The following is a 19,065-nucleotide window of genomic DNA, read 5'->3' as shown; positions in this document are numbered from 1 at the left end:
GGCACCCCCCGGAGTGAGGGCGGGATAAGCGACCGACATAATGTCGGTCGTGGCGACAGCAACGACAGTAGATACCGGGCACGCGCACCCGTCGGTCAACCGACCGAACCTCACCAGCGTCGGAACCATCATCTGGCTGAGTTCCGAGCTGATGTTCTTCGCGGCCCTCTTCGCGATGTACTTCACCCTGCGATCGGTGACCGGTCCCGAGTTCTGGCACGAGAAGGCCTCGGCCCTGAACTTCCCGTTCTCGGCGACCAACACCACGATCCTGGTGCTCTCCTCCCTCACCTGTCAGCTCGGCGTCTTCGCCGCCGAGCGCGGTGACGTCAAGAAGCTCCGGATGTGGTTCATCGTCACCTTCGTGATGGGTGCGTTCTTCGTCGGTGGCCAGGTCTACGAGTACACCGAGCTGGTGAAGCACGAGGGCCTCTCGCTCTCCTCCGACCCGTACGGCTCGGTGTTCTACCTGACCACCGGCTTCCACGGCCTGCACGTGACGGGCGGACTCATCGCCTTCCTGCTGGTCCTCGGCCGTACCTACGCGGCTCGGAGGTTCACCCACGAGCAGGCGACCGCAGCCATCGTCGTGTCCTACTACTGGCACTTCGTCGACGTCGTCTGGATCGGCCTCTTCGCCACGATCTACATGATCAAGTAGCCGGGACCCGCTCCCGCGCATTCCAGAAGACTCGACGCAGAAGATCCTGACACCGGGGTAATCCGTGAAAAAGCTCTCCGCACGACGACGCCATCCGCTGGCGGCGGTCGTCGTCCTACTCCTTGCGCTGGCGGCCACTGGGGGGCTGTACGCCGTGTTCGCGCCCGCGGACAAGGCGCGGGCCGATGAAACGGCCCAGTCCCTCGCCATCGACGAGGGCAAGAAGCTCTACGCCGTCGGCTGCGCCAGCTGTCACGGCACCGATGGTCAGGGCACCACCGACGGCCCCAGCCTGGTGGGCGTGGGTGCCGCGGCCGTCGACTTCCAGGTGGGCACCGGCCGCATGCCGGCGGCGACCTCCCAAGGCGCCCAGGTGCCGGCGAAGAAGGTCATCTACGACCAGGCCCAGATCGACCAGCTCGCGGCCTACGTCGCCTCGCTCGGCGCCGGCCCGAACATCCCCACCGAGGAGCAGTACGGCACGGAGGGCGCGGACATCGGCGAGGGTGGCGAGCTCTTCCGCACCAACTGCGCGCAGTGCCACAACTTCACCGGCAAGGGGGGCGCCCTCACCGAGGGCAAGTACGCGCCGTCCCTGGAAGGCGTCAGCGCGAAGCACCTCTACGAGGCCATGCAGACCGGCCCGCAGAACATGCCCTCCTTCCCCGACACGACGATGTCCGAGCAGAACAAGAAGGACGTCATCGCGTACCTGGAGGCGGTCAACAGCTCCGACACGGAGAGCCCCGGCGGTCTCGACCTGGGCGGCCTCGGGCCGGTCAGTGAGGGCCTGTTCGGCTGGATCTTCGGTCTCGGTGGCCTGATCGCCGTCGCCGTGTGGGTCGCCGCCCGGACCGCAAAGGCCAAGAAGTCATGAGTAGCCAAGACATTCCAGAAGAGAAGCTGCCCGCCGAGCGGGCCGGCGCGGTCGACGTCGCCGACGAGAAGAACCCGTTCGCGGACCCGGGACTGCCCCCGCACGAGCACCGGATCCAAGACATCGACGAGCGGGCCGCCAGGCGGTCCGAGCGCGCGGTGGCCCTGCTGTTCACGGTGTCGATGCTGGCCACGGTGGCCTTCATCGCCGCGTTCGTGGCGATCCCGGTCGACAAGTCCGTCTTCGTCTGGCCTCTCGGCCATGTCAGCGCCCTGAACCTGGCCCTCGGCCTGACCCTGGGTCTCGCGCTGTTCTGCATCGGCGCGGGCGCGGTCCACTGGGCCCGCACCCTGATGTCCGACGTGGAGATCGCCGACGAGCGTCACCCGATCGAGGCATCCCCCGAGGTCCGCGCGAAGGTCCACGCGGACTTCAAGCAGGGAGCCAAGGAGTCGGCGTTCGGCCGGCGCAAGCTGATCCGCAACACCATGTTCGGCGCGCTCACGCTGGTGCCGCTCTCCGGCGTCGTGCTGCTGCGCGACCTGGGCCCGCTGCCCGAGGACAAGCTCCGCCACACCCTGTGGAAGAAGGGCAAGCTCCTCGTCAACATGAACACGAACGAGCCGCTGCGTCCCGCGGACGTCGTCGTCGGTTCGCTCACGTTCGCCAAGCCCGAGGGCCTGGAGGAGCACGACCACGACTTCCAGAACGAGATCGCCAAGGCGGCCCTGATGATCGTGCGGCTGCAGCCGGGCGACATCAAGGACAAGCGCGAGCTCGAATGGTCGCACGAGGGCATCGTGGCGTACTCGAAGATCTGCACCCACGTCGGTTGCCCGATCTCGCTGTACGAGCAGCAGACGCACCACGTGCTGTGCCCCTGCCACCAGTCCACCTTCGACCTGTCCGACGGTGCCCGGGTCATCTTCGGCCCCGCCGGCCACGCCCTTCCGCAGCTGCGGATCGGTGTGAACGACGAGGGTTACCTCGAGGCGCTCGGCGACTTCGACGAGCCCGTCGGTCCTGCATTCTGGGAGCGCGGATGAGTACTACGACCACCTCCGATTCCCGCTCTCGCGGGAAGGCGCCGGCCGGCGAACGCGTCGCCGACTGGACCGACGGCCGGCTCGGGATCTACTCCCTGGCCAAGTCGAACATGCGCAAGATCTTCCCGGACCACTGGTCCTTCATGCTGGGTGAGATCTGCCTCTACAGCTTCATCATCATCATCCTCACGGGTGTGTACCTGACGCTGTTCTTCCACCCGTCGATGAACGAGGTGGAGTACCACGGCAGCTACGTCCCGATGCAGGGACAGCTGATGTCGGAGGCGTTCGCCTCCACCCTGGACATCAGCTTCGACGTGCGCGGTGGTCTGCTGATCCGGCAGATCCACCACTGGGCGGCGATCATCTTCCTCGCCGGCATGTTCGTGCACATGATGCGCGTCTTCTTCACCGGCGCGTTCCGCAAGCCGCGTGAGATCAACTGGCTGTTCGGCTTCCTGCTGTTCGTCCTCGGCATGTTCACCGGTTTCACCGGTTACTCGCTACCGGACGACCTGCTCTCCGGCACCGGTGTCCGCTTCACCCAGGGCGCGATCCTGTCCATGCCGATCGTCGGCACGTACATCTCGATGTTCCTGTTCGGCGGAGAGTTCCCGGGCACCGACTTCGTGGCCCGCTTCTACTCGATCCACATCCTGCTGCTGCCGGGCATCATGCTCGGTCTCGTGGTCGGCCACCTGATCCTGGTCTGGTACCACAAGCACACGCAGTTCGCGGGCCCGGGCAAGTCGAACAAGAACGTCGTCGGCATGCCGCTGCTGCCGGTCTACACGGCCAAGGCCGGAGGCTTCTTCTTCCTGGTCTTCGGCGCCATCGCGGCCCTGTCCGGCATCGCGTCGGTCAACCCGATCTGGGTCCTCGGCCCGTACCGGCCGGACCAGGTGTCCACGGGCGCCCAGCCCGACTGGTACATGGGCTTCGCGGAAGGCCTCGTCCGGGCCATGCCCGGCTGGGAGATCAACTTCTGGGGCCACACACTGGTCCTGGGCGTACTCATCCCGCTGATCCTGTTCGGGTTGTTCCTGGCCGTGATCGCCGTGTACCCGTTCATCGAGTCGTGGGTCACCGGCGACAAGCGCGAGCACCACATCCTGGACCGCCCGCGCAACGCCCCGACCCGTACGGCCTTCGGTGTCGCCTGGGTGACCGCCTACATGATCATGCTGATCGGTGGTGGCAACGACATCGTCGCCACGCACTTCCACCTCTCGATCAACGCGGTCACCTGGTTCGTCCGGATCGGCTTCTTCGCCGGACCGGTCCTCGCCTTCGTCATCACCAAGCGGATCTGCCTCGGCCTGCAGCGCAGGGACCGGGACAAGGTGCTGCACGGCCGGGAGACCGGCACCATCAAGCGCCTGCCGCACGGTGAGTTCATCGAGGTCCACGAGCCGCTCAGCCAGGAGGCTCTGTACACGCTCACGGCACACGAGCAGTACAAGCCGGCCGAGATCGGCCCGGCGGTCGACGAGAACGGTGTCGAGCGCAAGGTGACGGGTGCCGAGAAGCTGCGCGCCAAGCTCAGCGACTCGTACTACGGCGAGGACGCCCAGATCCCCAAGCCCACCGTCGATGAGTACAAGGAGATCACGAGCGGCCACGGCCACCACTGATCGCTGCACTCGCCACGCCACGGCGAAGGGCCCCGTCCGGTGTTCGGGCGGGGCCCTTCGCCGTGCCCGGGGCTGGATAGGGTGGACCCAGTTCGAGACACGTGTCCCGTACGACGGGACTGGACCAGGAGCGGCTTATGAGCGCTGTGACCCCCGCCGGCGGCGACACCGCGGCGGGCCGCTCCTGGCCCGCCCTGCTGAACGGCCTCCTGGACGGCCGTGACCTGGGTGCGGACGACACCGCGTGGGCGATGGACCTGATCATGCGGGGCGAGGCGACGGACGCGCAGATCGCCGGGTTCGCGGTGGCGCTGCGGGCCAAGGGCGAGACCGTCGAGGAGATCAGCGGGCTCGTGCGCACGATGTACGAGCACGCGAACGTGATCGAGGTGCCGGGCGAGACGGTCGACATCGTCGGCACCGGTGGCGACGGCGCGAAGACGGTGAACATCTCCACCATGTCGGCGATCGTCGTCGCCGGCACGGGCGCGAAGGTCGTCAAGCACGGCAACCGGGCGGCGTCCTCCGCCTCCGGGGCCTCCGACGTGCTGGAGAAGCTGGGCGTCAATCTGCAACTGACGCCGCAGCGGGTCGCCGAGGTCGCCGAGGAGGCGGGGATCACCTTCTGCTTCGCGGTGAAGTTCCATCCGGCGCTGCGTCATGTGGCGGCGGCGCGCGGACAGTTGGGCATCCGGACGACCTTCAACTTCCTGGGCCCGCTGACCAACCCGGCCAAGGTCAAGGCGCAGGCGGTGGGTGTCGCGGACCTCCGGATGGCGCCGATCGTCGCCGGTGTCTTCGCCGGGCGCGGCAACTCCTCGCTGGTCTTCCGCGGCGACGACGGCCTCGACGAGCTGACGACGACGTCGACCTCCCGGGTCTGGGTCGTGCGCGACGGCTCGGTGACCGAGGACGCCTTCGACCCGCGCGAGGTCGGCATCGACCTGGTGCCGGTGGAGGCGCTGCGCGGCGCGGACGCCTCGTACAACGCCGAGGTCGCCCGCCGGCTGCTGGACGGCGAGCCGGGGCCCGTGAGGGACGCGGTGCTGCTGAACGCGGCGGCGGCGCTGGTCGCCCTGGAGCCGGGCGGCGGCACGCTGGCCGAGCGGATCCGCGCCGGGATGGCGAAGGCGGCGGAGGCGATCGACTCGGGTGCCGCCAGGCGGGTGCTGGACCGCTGGGTCACGGTGAGCAACGCCTGACGCCGTGTGCGTCGGCGCGGGGCGCGGTCCAGCATCCGGACCGCCCTTGCGCGCCGAAGATCATGTGGCAGGATGCTGTACCAGGTCATGAGTGACAGCTGAAAGGCCCCGGCCGGCTGTCCGGCAACCCTCCGTCCGTGGCGGGGTGCCCCGGGTGAGGACCAGGTCGTGGGCAGCAAGGCCCACGACAAGCGCGGACCCCTCGCGTCACCAGGGGTCCTGGTCGTCGAGGGAGCCTTCCGTGAGCAAGCGAATGTCGTAGGGCGTGTTTCGGAAGTCCCTTCTGCCCCGCGAAGCCCGGCACGCACTCTCGCCGCACCGGACGAAATGCCGAGTACGCCCAGTACGAGGCATTCCGTCCGGCACGCCGAGCGCACGCACCGGACGCCGCGGGGCCGCCCTTCGGGCGACGAAGGCACTTCCGAAACACGCCCTGGGGCCGCAGAGCCCCGCCTCCGCATCCCCCTTTTCCCCATCGCCGCGCTCGAGCGTGCCGCTCGCGTGGTGGTGTCCCTCCGTCTCACGGGAGTGCACCCATGTCCGTCTCCACCCCTGCCGCCGGCCTGTCCGTCCGTGCCCCGCTGCCCGTGCTGGGCCTGGACGTCACCGTCCCGCTCGTGACCGGCGGCGAGGTCACCTACGCGGCCCTCGACTACGCCGCCAGCGCCCCCGCCCTCCAGCGCGTCTGGGACGACGTCGCCGCGTACGCGCCGTACTACGGCAGCGTCCACCGCGGTGCCGGCTACCTCTCCCAGCTCTCCACCGACCTGTTCGAGAACGCCCGCGCGACCGTCGCCGAGTTCCTCGACTGCCGTGACGACGACCAGGTGATCTTCACGCGGGCCACCACCGACTCGCTGAACCTGCTCGCCGGCGCCCTCCCCGCCGGCTGCCAGGTCTTCGTCTTCGAGACCGAGCACCACGCCGCGCTGCTGCCCTGGCGAAACGCCGACGTCACCTGCCTCGAGGCCCCGCGCAGCCCCCGGCAGGCGGTGCGGACCCTGGAGCGCGCGCTGGCCACCCGCGAGTCCCACCGCCCGGCCCTGGTCTGCGTCACCGGCGCCTCCAACGTCACCGGCGAGCTGTGGCCCGTGCGGGAACTGGCCGAGGCCGCGCACGCGCACGGCGCCCGGATCGTGCTGGACGCCGCCCAGCTCGCGCCCCACCGCCCGGTCTCCGTGCGGGAGCTGGACGTCGACTGGGTCGCCTTCTCCGGGCACAAGCTGTACGCCCCGTTCGGCTCCGGCGTGCTCGCCGGCCGCGCCGACTGGCTGCGCGAGGCCGAGCCGTACCTCGCGGGCGGCGGCGCGAGCCGCACCGTCGCCCGGCGCGCCGACGGCGGCGTCGACGTGGAGTGGCACGACAGCGCCGCCCGGCACGAGGCGGGCTCCCCGAACGTCATCGGCGCCCACGCCCTCGCGTCGGCCTGCAAGGCGCTCACCGAGGCCGGCCACGACACCCTGGTCGCCCGGGAGCAGCGTCTGATCCGCACGGTCCGGGACGGCCTCGCCGGGATTCCCGGGGTCCGGATCCTGTCCCTGTTCGGCGACGACGCCCCCCGCGTCGGGGTGCTCTCCTTCGTCGTCGAGGGCTGGAACAGCTCGCACTTCGCCGCCGCGCTGTCCGCCGAGTACGGCATCGGCGTCCGTGACGGGCTCTTCTGCGCGCACCCCCTGGTGCGTACGCTGCTCGGCAGCGACCCGCAGACCCAGGGCGCGTGCGGCGCCCCCGAGGCGGCGCCCGGCGAGAAGTCGCTGAACGCCGTCCGGGTCAGCTTCGGCGCGGGGACGCCGGACGAGCACGTCGAGCGGTTCGTCGGGGCGGTGCGGGAACTGGTCCGGGACGGCGCGAAGTGGAACTACCGCACGGTGGAAGGGCGTTGCGTCCCCGCCGTGTGATCCGCCGTCGCGCCCCCGGCGTATACGCTCCCCTCGGCAGCCGTACGCGGGACAGGGGGAGCACAGGGTGCAGGCGCTGCGGGACACGGATCCTCGGCGGATCGGGCCCTACGAGGTCCGGGGCAGACTCGGCGCCGGCGGCATGGGCGAGGTCTATCTCGCCGAGGCCCGGGACGGAGTACGGCTGGCGGTGAAGGTGGTGCGGGCCGAGCACGCGCAGGACCGCACCTTCCGGGCCCGGTTCCGGCAGGAGGTGCGGGCCGCGCAGACGGTCGGCGGGACGGGGACCTACACCGCGCGGGTCGTCGACGCCGACACGGAGGCCGAACGGCCCTGGATGGCGACGGAGTTCGTCGACGGGCCGAACCTGCGGGACGCCGTGCTGGACCACGGGGCGCTCCCCGCGCAGGCCGTGCTGCTGCTCGCGGCCGCGCTGGGCGAGGCGCTCGCCGCGATCCACGCCAAGGGGATGGTGCACCGCGACCTCAAGCCGTCCAACATCCTGCTGGCCCCCGACGGTCCGCGCGTCATCGACTTCGGCATCGTCCGGGCACTGGAGGCGACCGCGCTGACCCGGACCGGGGCCATCGTCGGGTCGGTCGGATACGTCGCCCCGGAGCAGGTCCGCAACGGCGGGCAGGTCGGGCCGGCCAGCGACGTCTTCGCCCTGGGCGCGGTGCTGGCGTACGCGTCCGGCGGCCGGGAGCCGTTCGGCGAGGGGCAGGACCCGGTGGTCCTGCTGCGCATCCTGACCGGTGACGTCGACCTCGCGGCGGTGCCGCAGGACGTGCGGCCGCTGGTGGAGTCCTGTCTGTCCGAGGACCCGGCCGCACGGCCCGCGCCCGCCCAGGTGGTCGAGGCGACCGGGCACACCGCGCAGTCCCTGCGCGCCGGGCTGCGGCGCGGCTGGCACACCGGCGCCGCCCCGCCCGGGCCGGCCGACGGGGCCGAGCGCTGGCTCCCCGAGCGGGACTCGGGGGAGCGGGCGAGCGGCGTGGAGTACGCGGCGCCGATGACCGTCACCGACGCTCCCACGCCCGCGCCGCCGTCGCGGCGCCGGTTGCTGAGGGGCCTCACGGGCGGTGCGACGGCCGCGGTGACGGCTGGGACGGGGGCGTGGCTGTGGCTGCGGGCGCAGGACGGTGGCGGCGGCCCGACGGGCGGCCCCGGTCCCGGTGCGGCCGTCCCGCGCACGGGCTGGGAGTACCGGGTCCAAGGGCTCGGCGGCCACCGGGGGCCCTGTGCCGCGCCGGCACCGCGCGGTGACCGGCTGTACGTGGGAGGCGCCGACGGCGCGCTGCACGCCGTCGGGCTGGACGGCACGGGCGTGTGGGACACCGATCTGGGCGGGGTGGTCATGTCCCCGCTGGCCACGGCGGAGGGTGTGTACTGCCTGCTGGCCGACGCCACCGACGGCGGTGCCGAGGCCACCGCGGTGTGCGCCGTGGGCCACGACGGCGAGGTCCGCTGGACCGAGGAGATCGAGGGCGGCAACGGGCAGTTCCCGGTGGCCGCGGGCGACCTGGTAGTCGTCGCGTACGGCGCGTCGGCCGAGGCGGGCGGGGTGCGCGCCTACGCCGCCGACGGGGCGGTGCGCTGGGACAGGGCGACCGGGGCGGCACCGACCGGCGACCCGACCTGGGCGGACGGCGTGGTGTACGTCGGCACGTTCGGGGACGAGGTGGAGGCCCTGGACGCCGGCAGCGGGCGGCGGCTGTGGGCGACGGAGGCGGGCTCCGACACCGGGCGGCCCATGGTGATCGGCGACCGGTTGCTGGTCGGGTCCGGCGGGGAGAAGTCGCTGCACGCCATCGGCCTGTCCGGCGAACAGCTGTGGCACGTGGGCAACGAGGACGTGTTCATCGGCCGGGACTTCACCTGTGTCGCGTTCGCCGGACTCGCGGTCATGTCCACCTCCTCCGAGCTGTCCGCCCTCGACCCGGCGGACGGCTCCGCGGTCTGGTCCTTTCCGCTGACCGGGAACAGCAGCCTCTACAGCGACCCCGTGGTCGCCGACGACACCGTCCACGTACGCCACGGCTCGATGCTCTTCGGCGTGGACCGCGAGGGCGGACAGCGGTGGGCGAAGCGGATCGAGGGCGGGGCGTCGGGCGGCACGCACAGCCCGGTCGTGGTCGGCGACCGCGCCTATGTGCCGACCGCGGACGGCATCACCGCGGTGCGGCTCGGCGCGCGGTAGGAACGCTAGCTGTCCAGCCCGATGGCGAACGCCGCCTCCAGGTCGTGCTGGGAGTAGGTCCGGAACGCCACGTGGGTGTCCGTGGCCTCCACGCCGGCGATCTTGCTGATGCTGCCGGGGATGACGTCCGCGAGGTTCTCGTGCCGGTTCACCCGCACCATGGCGATCAGGTCGTAGGTGCCGGTGACGGAGAAGACCTCGCTGACGGAGTCCAGCGCGGCGATCTGCTCGGCGATCTCGGGGATCCGGTCCACGCTGGTCTTGATCAGGACGATCGCGGTGATCACGGCTGGTTCTCTCCCTCAGGGGCCGGAGCAGGGGCGGCCTTCACTCTAGTCCCACGGCCGTACCGGGCCCACGCGTAGGCGAAGCCCAGGCCGAAGCCCACCAGGTGGGCCAGATAGGCCACCCCCGGACCGCTCGACGCCTGGCCCGCCGCGAACCACTGGAGGGCCACCCAGAAGGGCAGCACCACCCAGGCCGGGAAGCGCAGCGGGAGAAAGAACAGGAAGGGCAGCAGGCTGGTCACCCGGGCCCGGGGGAAGAGGAAGAGGAACGCGCCGAGGACCGCCGAGATCGCCCCCGACGCGCCGACCAGGGACTGCTCGGAGTCGGCGTTGGCCACCGCGTACCCCAGCAGCGCGAGGTAGCCGCAGCCGAGGTAGAAGAGGGTGAACTCGACGCGGCCCATCCGCTCCTCGGTCATCACGCCGAAGACGTAGAGGAAGAGCATGTTGCCGAGCAGGTGTACCCAGGTGCCGTGCACGAACAGGCCCGTGGCCGGGGTGAGGGCGGCCCGGGGGGAACCGTCGAACAGTTCTGCGGGCACCACTCCCCAGCGGCGGAAGTACGCGCGCTGCGCGGCGAGCAGCTCGTCGCCCAGGCCGTAGACCGGGTTCAGGCCCGAGGCGGGCCCGATCAGGAAGATCAGGCAGCACAGGGCGATCAGTGCGTACATCACCGGCGCCTGCCGTCGGTGGCCCGTCCCGCGGCCCGCCGTGCTCCAGAAGCTGATCATGGACACAGAGCATGACGTAAGTGGACGCAACCGTGCAGACCGCCTCGCCGCCCGGGAGGGGCGGGCGTCAAGGACCCGCCAGGCCGTAGGGTTACGAGCCACACGCTCCAGGGAAACTGGCGCGGCACGGAATCCAGGCATCACCGAAACTAGAAGGAAAGCGAACAGCCACGATGACGGTCCCCCTGCCGACGGACACCACGCGGTGGCGCTGCACCCTCTGCGGCAATCTGACCCGCTTCGACGTGACGCGCTCCTCGAAGGTCGTCGAGTACGTCCACCTCGACCTCGCCGGTGAGCCGAAGGTCGAGGAACGCGAGGTGGTCAGTGAGACCATCGAGTCGGTGCGGTGCCGGTGGTGCAACGCCGTGGATCAGGTGGAACTCGTGGACAGGCCGGGCGCCGACTCCTGACAGGGGCCGGCCCCGAAGGGGTAGTGGGGTGACGGATGGTGGAGACCGCAGGCGGGGGGCCGGGCGACGGCGCCGCTGAGGTGCTCGACCGCCCGCTGCCCGAAGGCGTGCGGCGCAAGGTCGTGCAGATCGTCTCCGACGGTTTCGGCGGGCTGACGATGGCCGAACTGCCCGCACAGCTGAGGCAGTACGCCCGTTTCGCACCGAATCGCCGGGCCAAGTTCGCCGGCAACGCGATGGCCGCGGCGCTGGAGACCGATCCGCTGTTCCGGCAGCGCATCGGGGAGAAGTTCCGCGAGGCCCAGCCCGAGCTGGCCGACGCGCTGGCCGCCGGTTCGCCGCCCCCGGCCGCGGACCCGCTGGACGTGGCCGCCGCCGCCTATGTGCTGCGTCCGGCCGACTGGGTCAAGCTGGTCGCGGCCGCGGGCGAGGAGGCCCAGCGGGCCGACGCCGAACGCGCCGACGAGGAGAGCCGCGCCGAACTGGAGCGGCTGCGCGCCGAGCTCGCCGCGGCCCGCGAGCACACCCGCGCCGAGACCGAGCGGCTGCGCTCCGACCTGGACAGCGCCCGTAAGGAAGCCGAATCGCTTCAGCGCAAGCTGCGCGCCGCGTTCAGCGACGTCAAGCGAGGCGAGGCGGCGCTGCGCAAGGCGCACGGCGAGATGGAGGCCGTGCGCGCGGAGGGGCACGCCCAGGTGTCGGCCGCCGAGAGCGAGACGCGGCGGCTCAAGGCCCGGCTCGGAGAGGTCGAGGCCGCCCTGGAGGCCACCCGGCGGGCCGCGCGCGAGGGTCGCAGCGTCGAGGACATGCGGGTGCGGCTGCTGCTCGACACCGTGCTCGACGCGGCGCAGGGACTGCGGCGGGAACTGGCGCTGCCCCCGGTGTCCGTACGCCCCGCCGAGACCGTGGACGCGGTCGAACCGGGACGGATGACCCCGAAGGACATCGCGGCGCGGGCGCTGTCCGACAGCGACCCCGCGGTCCTCGACCAGCTGCTCGCGCTGCCGCAGGTCCATCTGGTCGTCGACGGCTACAACGTCACCAAGACCGGTTATCCCCAAATGCCCCTGGAGAAGCAGCGGCTGCGGCTGCTCGGGCAGCTCTCGCAGCTCGCCGCCCAGTCCGGCGCCGAGGTGACCTGTGTCTTCGACGGTGCCGAACTGGCCGCGCCGGTGCTGCTGGCGCCGCCGCGCGGGGTGCGGGTGCTGTTCTCCAAGCCGGGTGTCACCGCCGACGAGCTGATCCGCCGGCTGGTGCGCGCCGAACCGCCCGGGCGGCCGGTCGTCGTCGTCTCCACCGACCGCGAGGTGGCCGACGGGGTGGCCCGGTCGGGGGCGCGGCCGGTGGCGTCGGCGGTCCTGCTGAAGCGTTTCTCGCGCGGCTGATACGCGCCCCTTGCGCGCCCTTGGTCCCCATCGTGGCTGAAACGCGTCCCTTGTGCACCCTTGGTCCCCACCGTGGCTGACACGCGCCCCTTGCGCACCCTTGGTCCCAACCGTGGAATGTGCCCCGGGAATGCCCGAATTGAGGGGACCGTGACGCAACGTAGCGTCAACACGCATCACTGCACGTGAGTTGTAGGTAAAGGATGCGCTCGGTCACCGAGATTTTTCAGGTGAGGATTTGATCTGATCACAGCTGGGTCACTAGGGTCTGGGCTCGAACCTCCGATCGGGTGATCACTCACAAGAAGGAGATTGCCCCCGTGGCGTCCCACCGTCGACCCAAGCAGCCGAGTCGCACCCGTGTGACCGTGCTGACCACCGCAGCCGCCGCTGCCGTCGCCCTCAGCTCGCAGGCCGCCAACGCGGCACCGAGCGAGAAGCCGAGCAAGGACGAGGTCAAGGCCAAGGTCGACAAGCTGTACGAGGAGGCCGAGCAGGCCACCGAGAAGTACAACGGCGCCAAGGAGAAGCAGGAGAAGCTCCAGAAGGAGATCTCCACGATCCAGGACAACGTCGCCCGTGGCCAGGAAGAGGTCAACGAGCTGCGCGACGGACTGGGTTCGATGGCCAGCGCCCAGTACCGCTCGGGCGGCATCGACCCCGCCCTGCAGCTCTTCCTCTCCGCCGACCCGGACGACTACCTGGACAAGGCCTCCACCCTCGACCAGCTGAGCGCCCAGCAGGTCGAGGCGCTGAAGGAGATCCAGGGGAAGCAGCGCGAACTCGCGCAGGACCGTGCCGAGGCCTCGGACAAGCTCAAGGACCTCGCCACCACCCGCACCGAACTCGGCAAGAAGAAGAGCGAGGTGCAGGGCAAGCTCGCCGAGGCGCAGAAGCTGCTCAACTCGCTGACCGCCGCGGAGAAGGCGGCCCTGGCGGCCGAGGAGGACCGGGCGAGCCGGGCCAGTGAGCGCACCGCCCTCGGCGGCTCGGGCGCCCCCGCCACCGGCCGCGCGTCCTCGGCGTACGCCGCCGCCCAGAGCGTGATCGGCTCGCCCTACGTGTACGGAGCCTCCGGCCCGTCCTCCTTCGACTGCTCGGGCCTGACCTCCTGGGCCTTCGCGCAGGCCGGCATCCAGATCCCGCGCATCTCGCAGGCGCAGGCCAACGCCGGCACCCGGATCTACTCGCAGAGCGACCTCCAGGTCGGCGACCTGGTCATCTTCTACGGCGACCTGCACCACGTCGGCTTCTACGCGGGCAACGGCCAGGTGCTGCACGCCCCGCGCTCCGGCACGGTCGTCCGCTACGAGTCGATCAACAACATGCCGTACCAGTTCGGCGTCCGGATCTGAGGCCTCCCGGGCCCCTTCGCGATCAGGACCCCGTACCGCCCGTTCGGGCGAATTACGGAAACGGGCTGTGACCCCGCACCCCGCCGATGACCTGCGTCAGCGGCGGGGTGTCACGTTGTGTGCCCGCCCGCGTCTTTGGCCGGTACCCCACCGCGGGGCTACTGTCTGCCGCGTTTCCCCCACCACCGGGCCGCCGCCCGGGGCCGGGGGATTTTCCTGTCCGCCAGTGGAAGGAGCGCGGCTTCCCGTGGGGTCCCATCGCCGCCTTGCACCGTCCGGGTTCGACCGGGGCGCCTGCGTGGCCCGTCTCGCCGTCGGTGTGCTCTCCGCCGCCGCGGCCGCCGTCGCCGCCCTGCCGGCGCACGCCGCTCCGCACGACGACACGCGCTCCGAGGTGGACCGCCTGTACGCGGAGGCGGAGAAGGCCACCGAGGCGTACAACAAGGCCGACGAGCGCGCCGACGTGCTGCGCGGGGAGGTGGGCCGGGCGCAGGACCGGATCGCCCTCCAGCAGGAGCGCATCAACTCCCTGCGTGAGGCGCTGGGTTCGCTGGCCGGGGCCCAGTACCGCTCCGGCGGTCTCGACCCCTCCCTCGCGCTGCTGTTCTCCGACGACCCGGAGGACTACCTGGACAAGGCCGCCGCCCTGGACCGGATCACCGTCCACCAGGCCGGGCAGCTGCGCGAGCTCCAGGAGGCCATGCGCGACCTGACCCAGGACCGCCTCCAGGCCGCCGGGAAACTCGGTGAACTGGAGCGGAGCCGCAAGGCCGTCGCCTCCCACAAGCGCACCGTCGAGAAGAAGCTCGCCACGGCCCGCGAGCTCCTCAACACCCTCCCGGCCGGCGAGCGCGCCGCCTACGACCGGGCGTCCCGTTCCGGCCGCGACGACATGCCCGGACTCGGCGAGACCGGCCCCGCCTCGGGCCGGGCGGCCGCCGCGGTCGCCGCCGCCCGTGCCGCGCTCGGCCGGCCCTACGTCTGGGGCGCGTCCGGGCCGAGCGGCTTCGACTGCTCCGGCCTGATGCAGTGGTCGTACGCCCAGGCCGGGGTCGCGCTGCCGCGCACCTCGCAGGGCCAGCGCGCGGCCGGCCACCAGGTCCCGCTCTCCCAGGCCCGGCCCGGCGACCTGATCACCTACCGGGGCGACGCCAGCCATGTCGCGATGTACATGGGCAACGGCCAGGTGGTCCACGCCCCCTACCCTGGCGCGCCGGTGCGCTACGACCCGGTCGGCATGATGGCGGTCTCGGGGGTCACCAGGGTCTGACCCGGCGCGGCCCGCCCCCGTACGATCGGGAACGTGGCAGGTCGAAGGCGGGCGTCGGGTTCCTCGGTGAGGGCGCTCTGCCTGCTGCTCGTCGCCCTGGTCGGCTGCGGGGCCGGGCCCGTCGCCGACAGTGCCCGCGAGGACGTGCAGCGGCTGCTCGACCGGCGGGCGGCCGCGGTCCTCGGGCGGGACGAGAGCGGATACCGGCGCACCGGGTCGGCGTCCGGGTTCGCCGCCGTGCGGGCACTGCCGCTGGCGGACTGGTCGTACCGGCTGACGGGTCTGGACCGCATCGGCGACCGGGCGAGCGCCGAGGCCGAACTGCGGTACCGGATCGACGGGTTCGACGCGGCGCCCGTGACGGCCAGGCGCACCCTGGGCCTGAGCCGGGACGCGGAGGGCGGCTGGTCCGTCACCTCCGACCGGCCCGCGCCGGAGTCGCCCGAGCAGTTGTGGGACCGGGGCGAGGTGACGGCCGTCCGCGGCGAGCACACCCTGGTGCTCGGGGCCGGGCAGCCGCGGCGGACGCTCGGGGCCTACGCCGATCTCGGCGACCGGGCCGTGCCCGCGGTGTCGAGGGCGTGGGGGGCGGACTGGAGCGGGCGCGTGGTCGTGCTCGTACCGGGCTCGCTGGAGGCGATGGGCGCCCTGCTCGGGTCGCCCGCGTCCTCGTACCGGGGGATCGCCGCCGTGACCACCGGGGAGACGGGAGCGGCGCGGGCGCCCGCCGACCGGATCGTCGTCAACCCCGAGGCGTACGGTGACCTGGGCTCCGTCGGCAAGCAGGTGGTCCTCACCCATGAGACCACCCATGTCGCCACCCGCGCCCACACCGGCAGCGGTACCCCGCTGTGGCTGTCCGAGGGGTACGCCGACTGGATCGGCTACCGCGACAGCGGGCACGGCCCGGCCGACGCGGCGCCGGAGCTGGCCCGCGCGGTGGCCGCGGGGGACGTCCCGGCCGCACTGCCGGACGACGCCGGCTTCGGTTTTACCGGCGACGCCACCGCGCTGGCCCGGGCGTACGAGGGCGGCTGGCTGGCCTGCCGGCTGATCGCGGAGCGGTGGGGAGAGGGTCGGCTGGGCGAGTTCTACCGCGCGGTGGGGGCCGGGGGTGTGGACGCCGCGACGGCGGATGTGCTGGGGACCACGCCGGGGGAGTTCACCCGGCTGTGGCGCGAGTACCTGCGGGACCGGCTCGGCTGAGGCGCGGCGGACGGGGCCCCGGAACGGTCAGGAATCGAGAAGCGCCGGCCTCCTGGGCACGCCTAGCGTGACGGGCATGGACAGAGGCGCTGGATCACGGTCGGCCCCACGGGTCAGGCTCGGCGCATCCCTCGTGCTCCGCGGCCGGCCGCCGGACCCGGCGTCACCGACGACGAGCGGCGCACCGTCGCCGAGATGACGGCCAAGGACACCTACGCCGGGATCCTCCTGCCGCGCACGACCTCGACGCGTCCTCGTCCGGCTGCGGGCCCGCGACGCCGGGGTCGTGCGGGTGCCGGGCGGGCGGCCCTGCGGAGGCTGGTACCGCGCCGCCCGGGACCTCGCGGGCGGCATGATCCGGGTCCAGGAACCCCGCTGAGCCGCTGACCTGGGCGGATGCCCAGGCCGACGAAGCACTGTCACGCGTGACGCCCGAAGCTGGTTGGATCGAGCGAGGCGACACCGGCGGAGACCGCGACGGTGGACCCGCCCCGAAGGATGGAGAGACGAGCATGCCCACGAGGAAGAACCCTCAGTCGCCCGCGCCGCACGCCGCCGACAGCCACGACATGATCCGTGTGCACGGCGCGCGCGAGAACAATCTCAAGGACGTCAGCATCGAGATCCCCAAGCGCAGGCTGACGGTGTTCACCGGTGTGTCCGGCTCGGGCAAGAGCTCCCTGGTGTTCGACACGATCGCCGCCGAGTCGCAGCGGCTGATCAACGAGACGTACAGCGCCTTCGTGCAGGGCTTCATGCCGACGTCGGCGCGGCCCGAGGTGGACGTGCTGGACGGGCTGACCACCGTGATCAGCGTCGACCAGCAGCGGATGGGCGCCGACCCGCGTTCCACCGTCGGCACCGCCACCGACGCCGACGCCATGCTGCGGATCCTCTTCAGCCGCCTCGGCGAGCCGCACATCGGCCCGCCCAGCGCCTACTCCTTCAACACCGCCTCCGTCCGGGCGAGCGGTGCGATCACCGTGCAGCGTGGCGCCAAGACCAAGTCCGAGAAGGCGACCTTCGAGCGCACCGGCGGCATGTGCGTACGCTGCGAGGGCCGCGGCGCGATCTCCGACATCGACCTCACCCAGCTCTACGACGACTCCAAGTCGATCTCCGAGGGCGCCTTCACCATCCCCGGCTGGAAGTCCGACAACGTCTGGACGGTGGGTCTCTACGCCCAGTCCGGCTTCCTCGACCCGGACAAGCCGATCAGCCGGTTCACCAAGAAGGAGATGCACGCCTTCCTCTACGGCGAGCCGACGAAGGTCAAGGTCAACGGCGTCAACCTCACCTACGAGGGCCTGATCCCCAAGATCCAGAAGTCGTTCCTGTCCAAGGACAAGGAGGCGATGCAGCCGCACATCCGGGCGTTCGTGGAGCGGGCCGTCACCTTCACCGTCTGCCCCGAGTGCGACGGCACCCGGCTCAGCGAGGGCGCCCGGTCCTCGAAGATCAACAAGATCAGCATCGCCGACGCCTGCGCGATGGAGATCCGGGACCTGGCCGAATGGGTCCGCGCCCTGCGGGAACCCTCGGTGGCGCCGCTGCTCACCGCGCTCCAGCAGACCCTCGACTCGTTCGTGGAGATCGGCCTCGGCTATCTCTCGCTGAACCGGCCCTCCGGCTCGCTGTCCGGCGGTGAGGCGCAGCGCGTGAAGATGATCCGCCACCTCGGCTCCTCGCTCACCGACGTGACCTATGTCTTCGACGAGCCCACCGTCGGTCTGCACCCGCACGACATCCAGCGGATGAACGACCTGCTGCTGCGGCTGCGCGACAAGGGCAACACGGTGCTCGTCGTGGAGCACAAGCCCGAGGCGATCGCCATCGCCGACCACGTCGTCGACCTCGGCCCCGGCGCCGGCACGGCGGGCGGCGCCGTCTGCTTCGAGGGCACCCTCGAGGGCCTGCGGGGCAGCGGCACCGTGACGGGCCGCCACCTCGACGACCGGGCGTCCCTGAAGGAGACCGTGCGGACGCCGAAGGGCGCGCTGGAGATCCGCGGGGCGGGCGCGAACAACCTGCGCGACGTCGACGTCGACATCCCGCTCGGGGTCCTGTGCGTCGTCACGGGCGTCGCCGGGTCCGGCAAGAGCTCACTCATCCACGGCTCGATCCCGGCCCGCGAGGGCGTGGTCTCGGTCGACCAGAGCCCCATCCGCGGCTCCCGGCGCAGCAACCCCGCCACCTACACCGGGTTGCTCGACCCGATCCGCAAGGCCTTCGCCAAGGCCAACGGCGTCAAGCCCGCGCTGTTCAGCGCCAACTCCGAGGGTGCCTGCCCCACCTGCAACGGCGCCGGGGTCATCTACACCGACCTGGCGATGATGGCCGGCGTGGCCACCACCTGCGAGGACTGCGACGGGAAGCGGTTCCAGGCCGAGGTGCTGGAGTACCGGTTCGGCGGACGCGACATCAGCGAGGTGCTCGCGATGTCGGTGACCGAGGCGGAGGAGTTCTTCGGCTCCGGGGAGGCGGCCACACCCGCCGCGCACAAGATCCTCGACCGGCTCGCCGACGTCGGGCTCGGCTACCTCACCCTCGGCCAGCCGCTCACCACGCTGTCGGGCGGCGAGCGGCAGCGTCTGAAGCTGGCCACGCACATGGCCGACAAGGGCGGCGTGTACGTCCTGGACGAGCCGACCACCGGCCTGCACCTCGCCGACGTGGAGCAGCTGCTCGGCCTGCTGGACCGGCTCGTGGAGTCCGGGAAGTCGGTCATCGTCATCGAGCACCACCAGGCGGTCATGGCGCACGCCGACTGGATCGTCGACCTCGGCCCCGGCGCCGGTCACGACGGCGGCAAGGTCGTCTTCGAGGGCACACCGGGCGACCTGGTGGCCGCCCGCTCCACCCTCACCGGTGAGCACCTCGCGGCGTACGTCGGCGGCTGA

The 19,065-nt window shown here is 71.6% G+C and carries 15 protein-coding genes and 1 riboswitch; of the genes, 13 read left to right on the top strand and 2 right to left on the bottom strand.

All coding sequences use genetic code 11. From position 1 onward, the window contains the following. Positions 1–40 precede the first annotated feature (40 nt). The 7 genes from ctaE to ACWCPM_RS25590 all read left to right on the top strand — a co-directional run bounded on the left by ctaE (position 41) and on the right by ACWCPM_RS25590 (position 9,518). Positions 41–661 (top strand): aa3-type cytochrome oxidase subunit III, encoded by a 621-nt coding sequence (gene ctaE, locus ACWCPM_RS25620; protein ID WP_450978607.1) that lies wholly within the window; start codon positions 41–43, stop codon positions 659–661. Positions 662–725: 64 nt separating this feature from the next. Further along, entirely contained in the window at positions 726–1,538 is an 813-nt protein-coding gene (gene qcrC / locus ACWCPM_RS25615) for a cytochrome bc1 complex diheme cytochrome c subunit (RefSeq protein WP_450978606.1), read from the top strand. Continuing rightward, entirely contained in the window at positions 1,535–2,584 is a 1,050-nt protein-coding gene (gene qcrA, locus ACWCPM_RS25610) for a cytochrome bc1 complex Rieske iron-sulfur subunit (protein ID WP_450978605.1), read from the top strand. The genes qcrC and qcrA overlap by 4 nt, the downstream gene beginning before the upstream one ends. Next, the gene (gene qcrB, locus ACWCPM_RS25605; RefSeq protein ID WP_450978604.1) at positions 2,581–4,218 is read left to right on the top strand and encodes a cytochrome bc1 complex cytochrome b subunit; all 1,638 of its coding nucleotides are present in this window, start codon (positions 2,581–2,583) and stop codon (positions 4,216–4,218) included. The genes qcrA and qcrB overlap by 4 nt, the downstream gene beginning before the upstream one ends. 137 nt (positions 4,219–4,355) lie before the next feature. After that, positions 4,356–5,420 carry an anthranilate phosphoribosyltransferase gene (gene trpD / locus ACWCPM_RS25600; protein ID WP_450978603.1) on the top strand — a complete coding sequence of 355 codons (1,065 nt, stop codon included), beginning with the start codon at positions 4,356–4,358 and terminating at the stop codon, positions 5,418–5,420. Positions 5,421–5,503: 83 nt separating this feature from the next. Further along, positions 5,504–5,620, top strand: a riboswitch (SAM riboswitch). Between the two features lie 336 nt (positions 5,621–5,956). Beyond that, positions 5,957–7,318 carry an aminotransferase class V-fold PLP-dependent enzyme gene (locus ACWCPM_RS25595; protein WP_450978602.1) on the top strand — a complete coding sequence of 454 codons (1,362 nt, stop codon included), beginning with the start codon at positions 5,957–5,959 and terminating at the stop codon, positions 7,316–7,318. A gap of 67 nt (positions 7,319–7,385) precedes the next feature. Next, the gene (locus ACWCPM_RS25590) at positions 7,386–9,518 is read left to right on the top strand and encodes a serine/threonine-protein kinase (RefSeq protein WP_450978601.1); all 2,133 of its coding nucleotides are present in this window, start codon (positions 7,386–7,388) and stop codon (positions 9,516–9,518) included. Positions 9,519–9,523: 5 nt separating this feature from the next. Here the strand turns inward: ACWCPM_RS25590 and ACWCPM_RS25585 are convergent, their stop codons facing one another. Beyond that, complete coding sequence (locus tag ACWCPM_RS25585; protein ID WP_450978600.1) at positions 9,524–9,805, bottom strand: Lrp/AsnC family transcriptional regulator; 282 nt, start codon at positions 9,803–9,805, stop codon at positions 9,524–9,526. Next, on the bottom strand, positions 9,802–10,536 hold the full coding sequence (locus ACWCPM_RS25580; protein ID WP_450978599.1) for a rhomboid family intramembrane serine protease: 735 nt from the start codon (positions 10,534–10,536) through the stop codon (positions 9,802–9,804). Before ACWCPM_RS25580 ends, ACWCPM_RS25585 begins: the two co-directional genes overlap by 4 nt. Positions 10,537–10,709: 173 nt before the next feature. On the opposite strand from ACWCPM_RS25580, the gene ACWCPM_RS25575 reads away from it, so the two are divergent. From ACWCPM_RS25575 to ACWCPM_RS25550, 6 genes are all read left to right on the top strand, one after another. Next, positions 10,710–10,949: a hypothetical protein gene (locus ACWCPM_RS25575; protein WP_356345526.1), complete on the top strand. Its 240-nt coding sequence runs from the start codon at positions 10,710–10,712 to the stop codon at positions 10,947–10,949. Between the two features lie 35 nt (positions 10,950–10,984). Beyond that, the gene (locus tag ACWCPM_RS25570) at positions 10,985–12,334 is read left to right on the top strand and encodes an NYN domain-containing protein (RefSeq protein WP_450978598.1); all 1,350 of its coding nucleotides are present in this window, start codon (positions 10,985–10,987) and stop codon (positions 12,332–12,334) included. A gap of 320 nt (positions 12,335–12,654) precedes the next feature. Beyond that, positions 12,655–13,689 carry an NlpC/P60 family protein gene (locus ACWCPM_RS25565; RefSeq protein WP_450978597.1) on the top strand — a complete coding sequence of 345 codons (1,035 nt, stop codon included), beginning with the start codon at positions 12,655–12,657 and terminating at the stop codon, positions 13,687–13,689. A 247-nt stretch (positions 13,690–13,936) separates the two neighbouring features. Beyond that, positions 13,937–14,959, top strand: coding sequence for an NlpC/P60 family protein (locus tag ACWCPM_RS25560; RefSeq protein ID WP_450978596.1), 1,023 nt, complete (start codon positions 13,937–13,939; stop codon positions 14,957–14,959). Between the two features lie 33 nt (positions 14,960–14,992). Beyond that, on the top strand, positions 14,993–16,165 hold the full coding sequence (locus tag ACWCPM_RS25555) for a hypothetical protein (protein WP_450978595.1): 1,173 nt from the start codon (positions 14,993–14,995) through the stop codon (positions 16,163–16,165). Between the two features lie 512 nt (positions 16,166–16,677). Then, positions 16,678–19,065 carry an ATP-binding cassette domain-containing protein gene (locus ACWCPM_RS25550; protein ID WP_450978594.1) on the top strand — a complete coding sequence of 796 codons (2,388 nt, stop codon included), beginning with the start codon at positions 16,678–16,680 and terminating at the stop codon, positions 19,063–19,065.

It is taken from the genome of Streptomyces sp. NPDC002309 (assembly GCF_053593375.1).
Note: the sequence above shows the minus strand (reverse complement) of the source record. Positions and strands in the feature narration are given on the sequence as shown.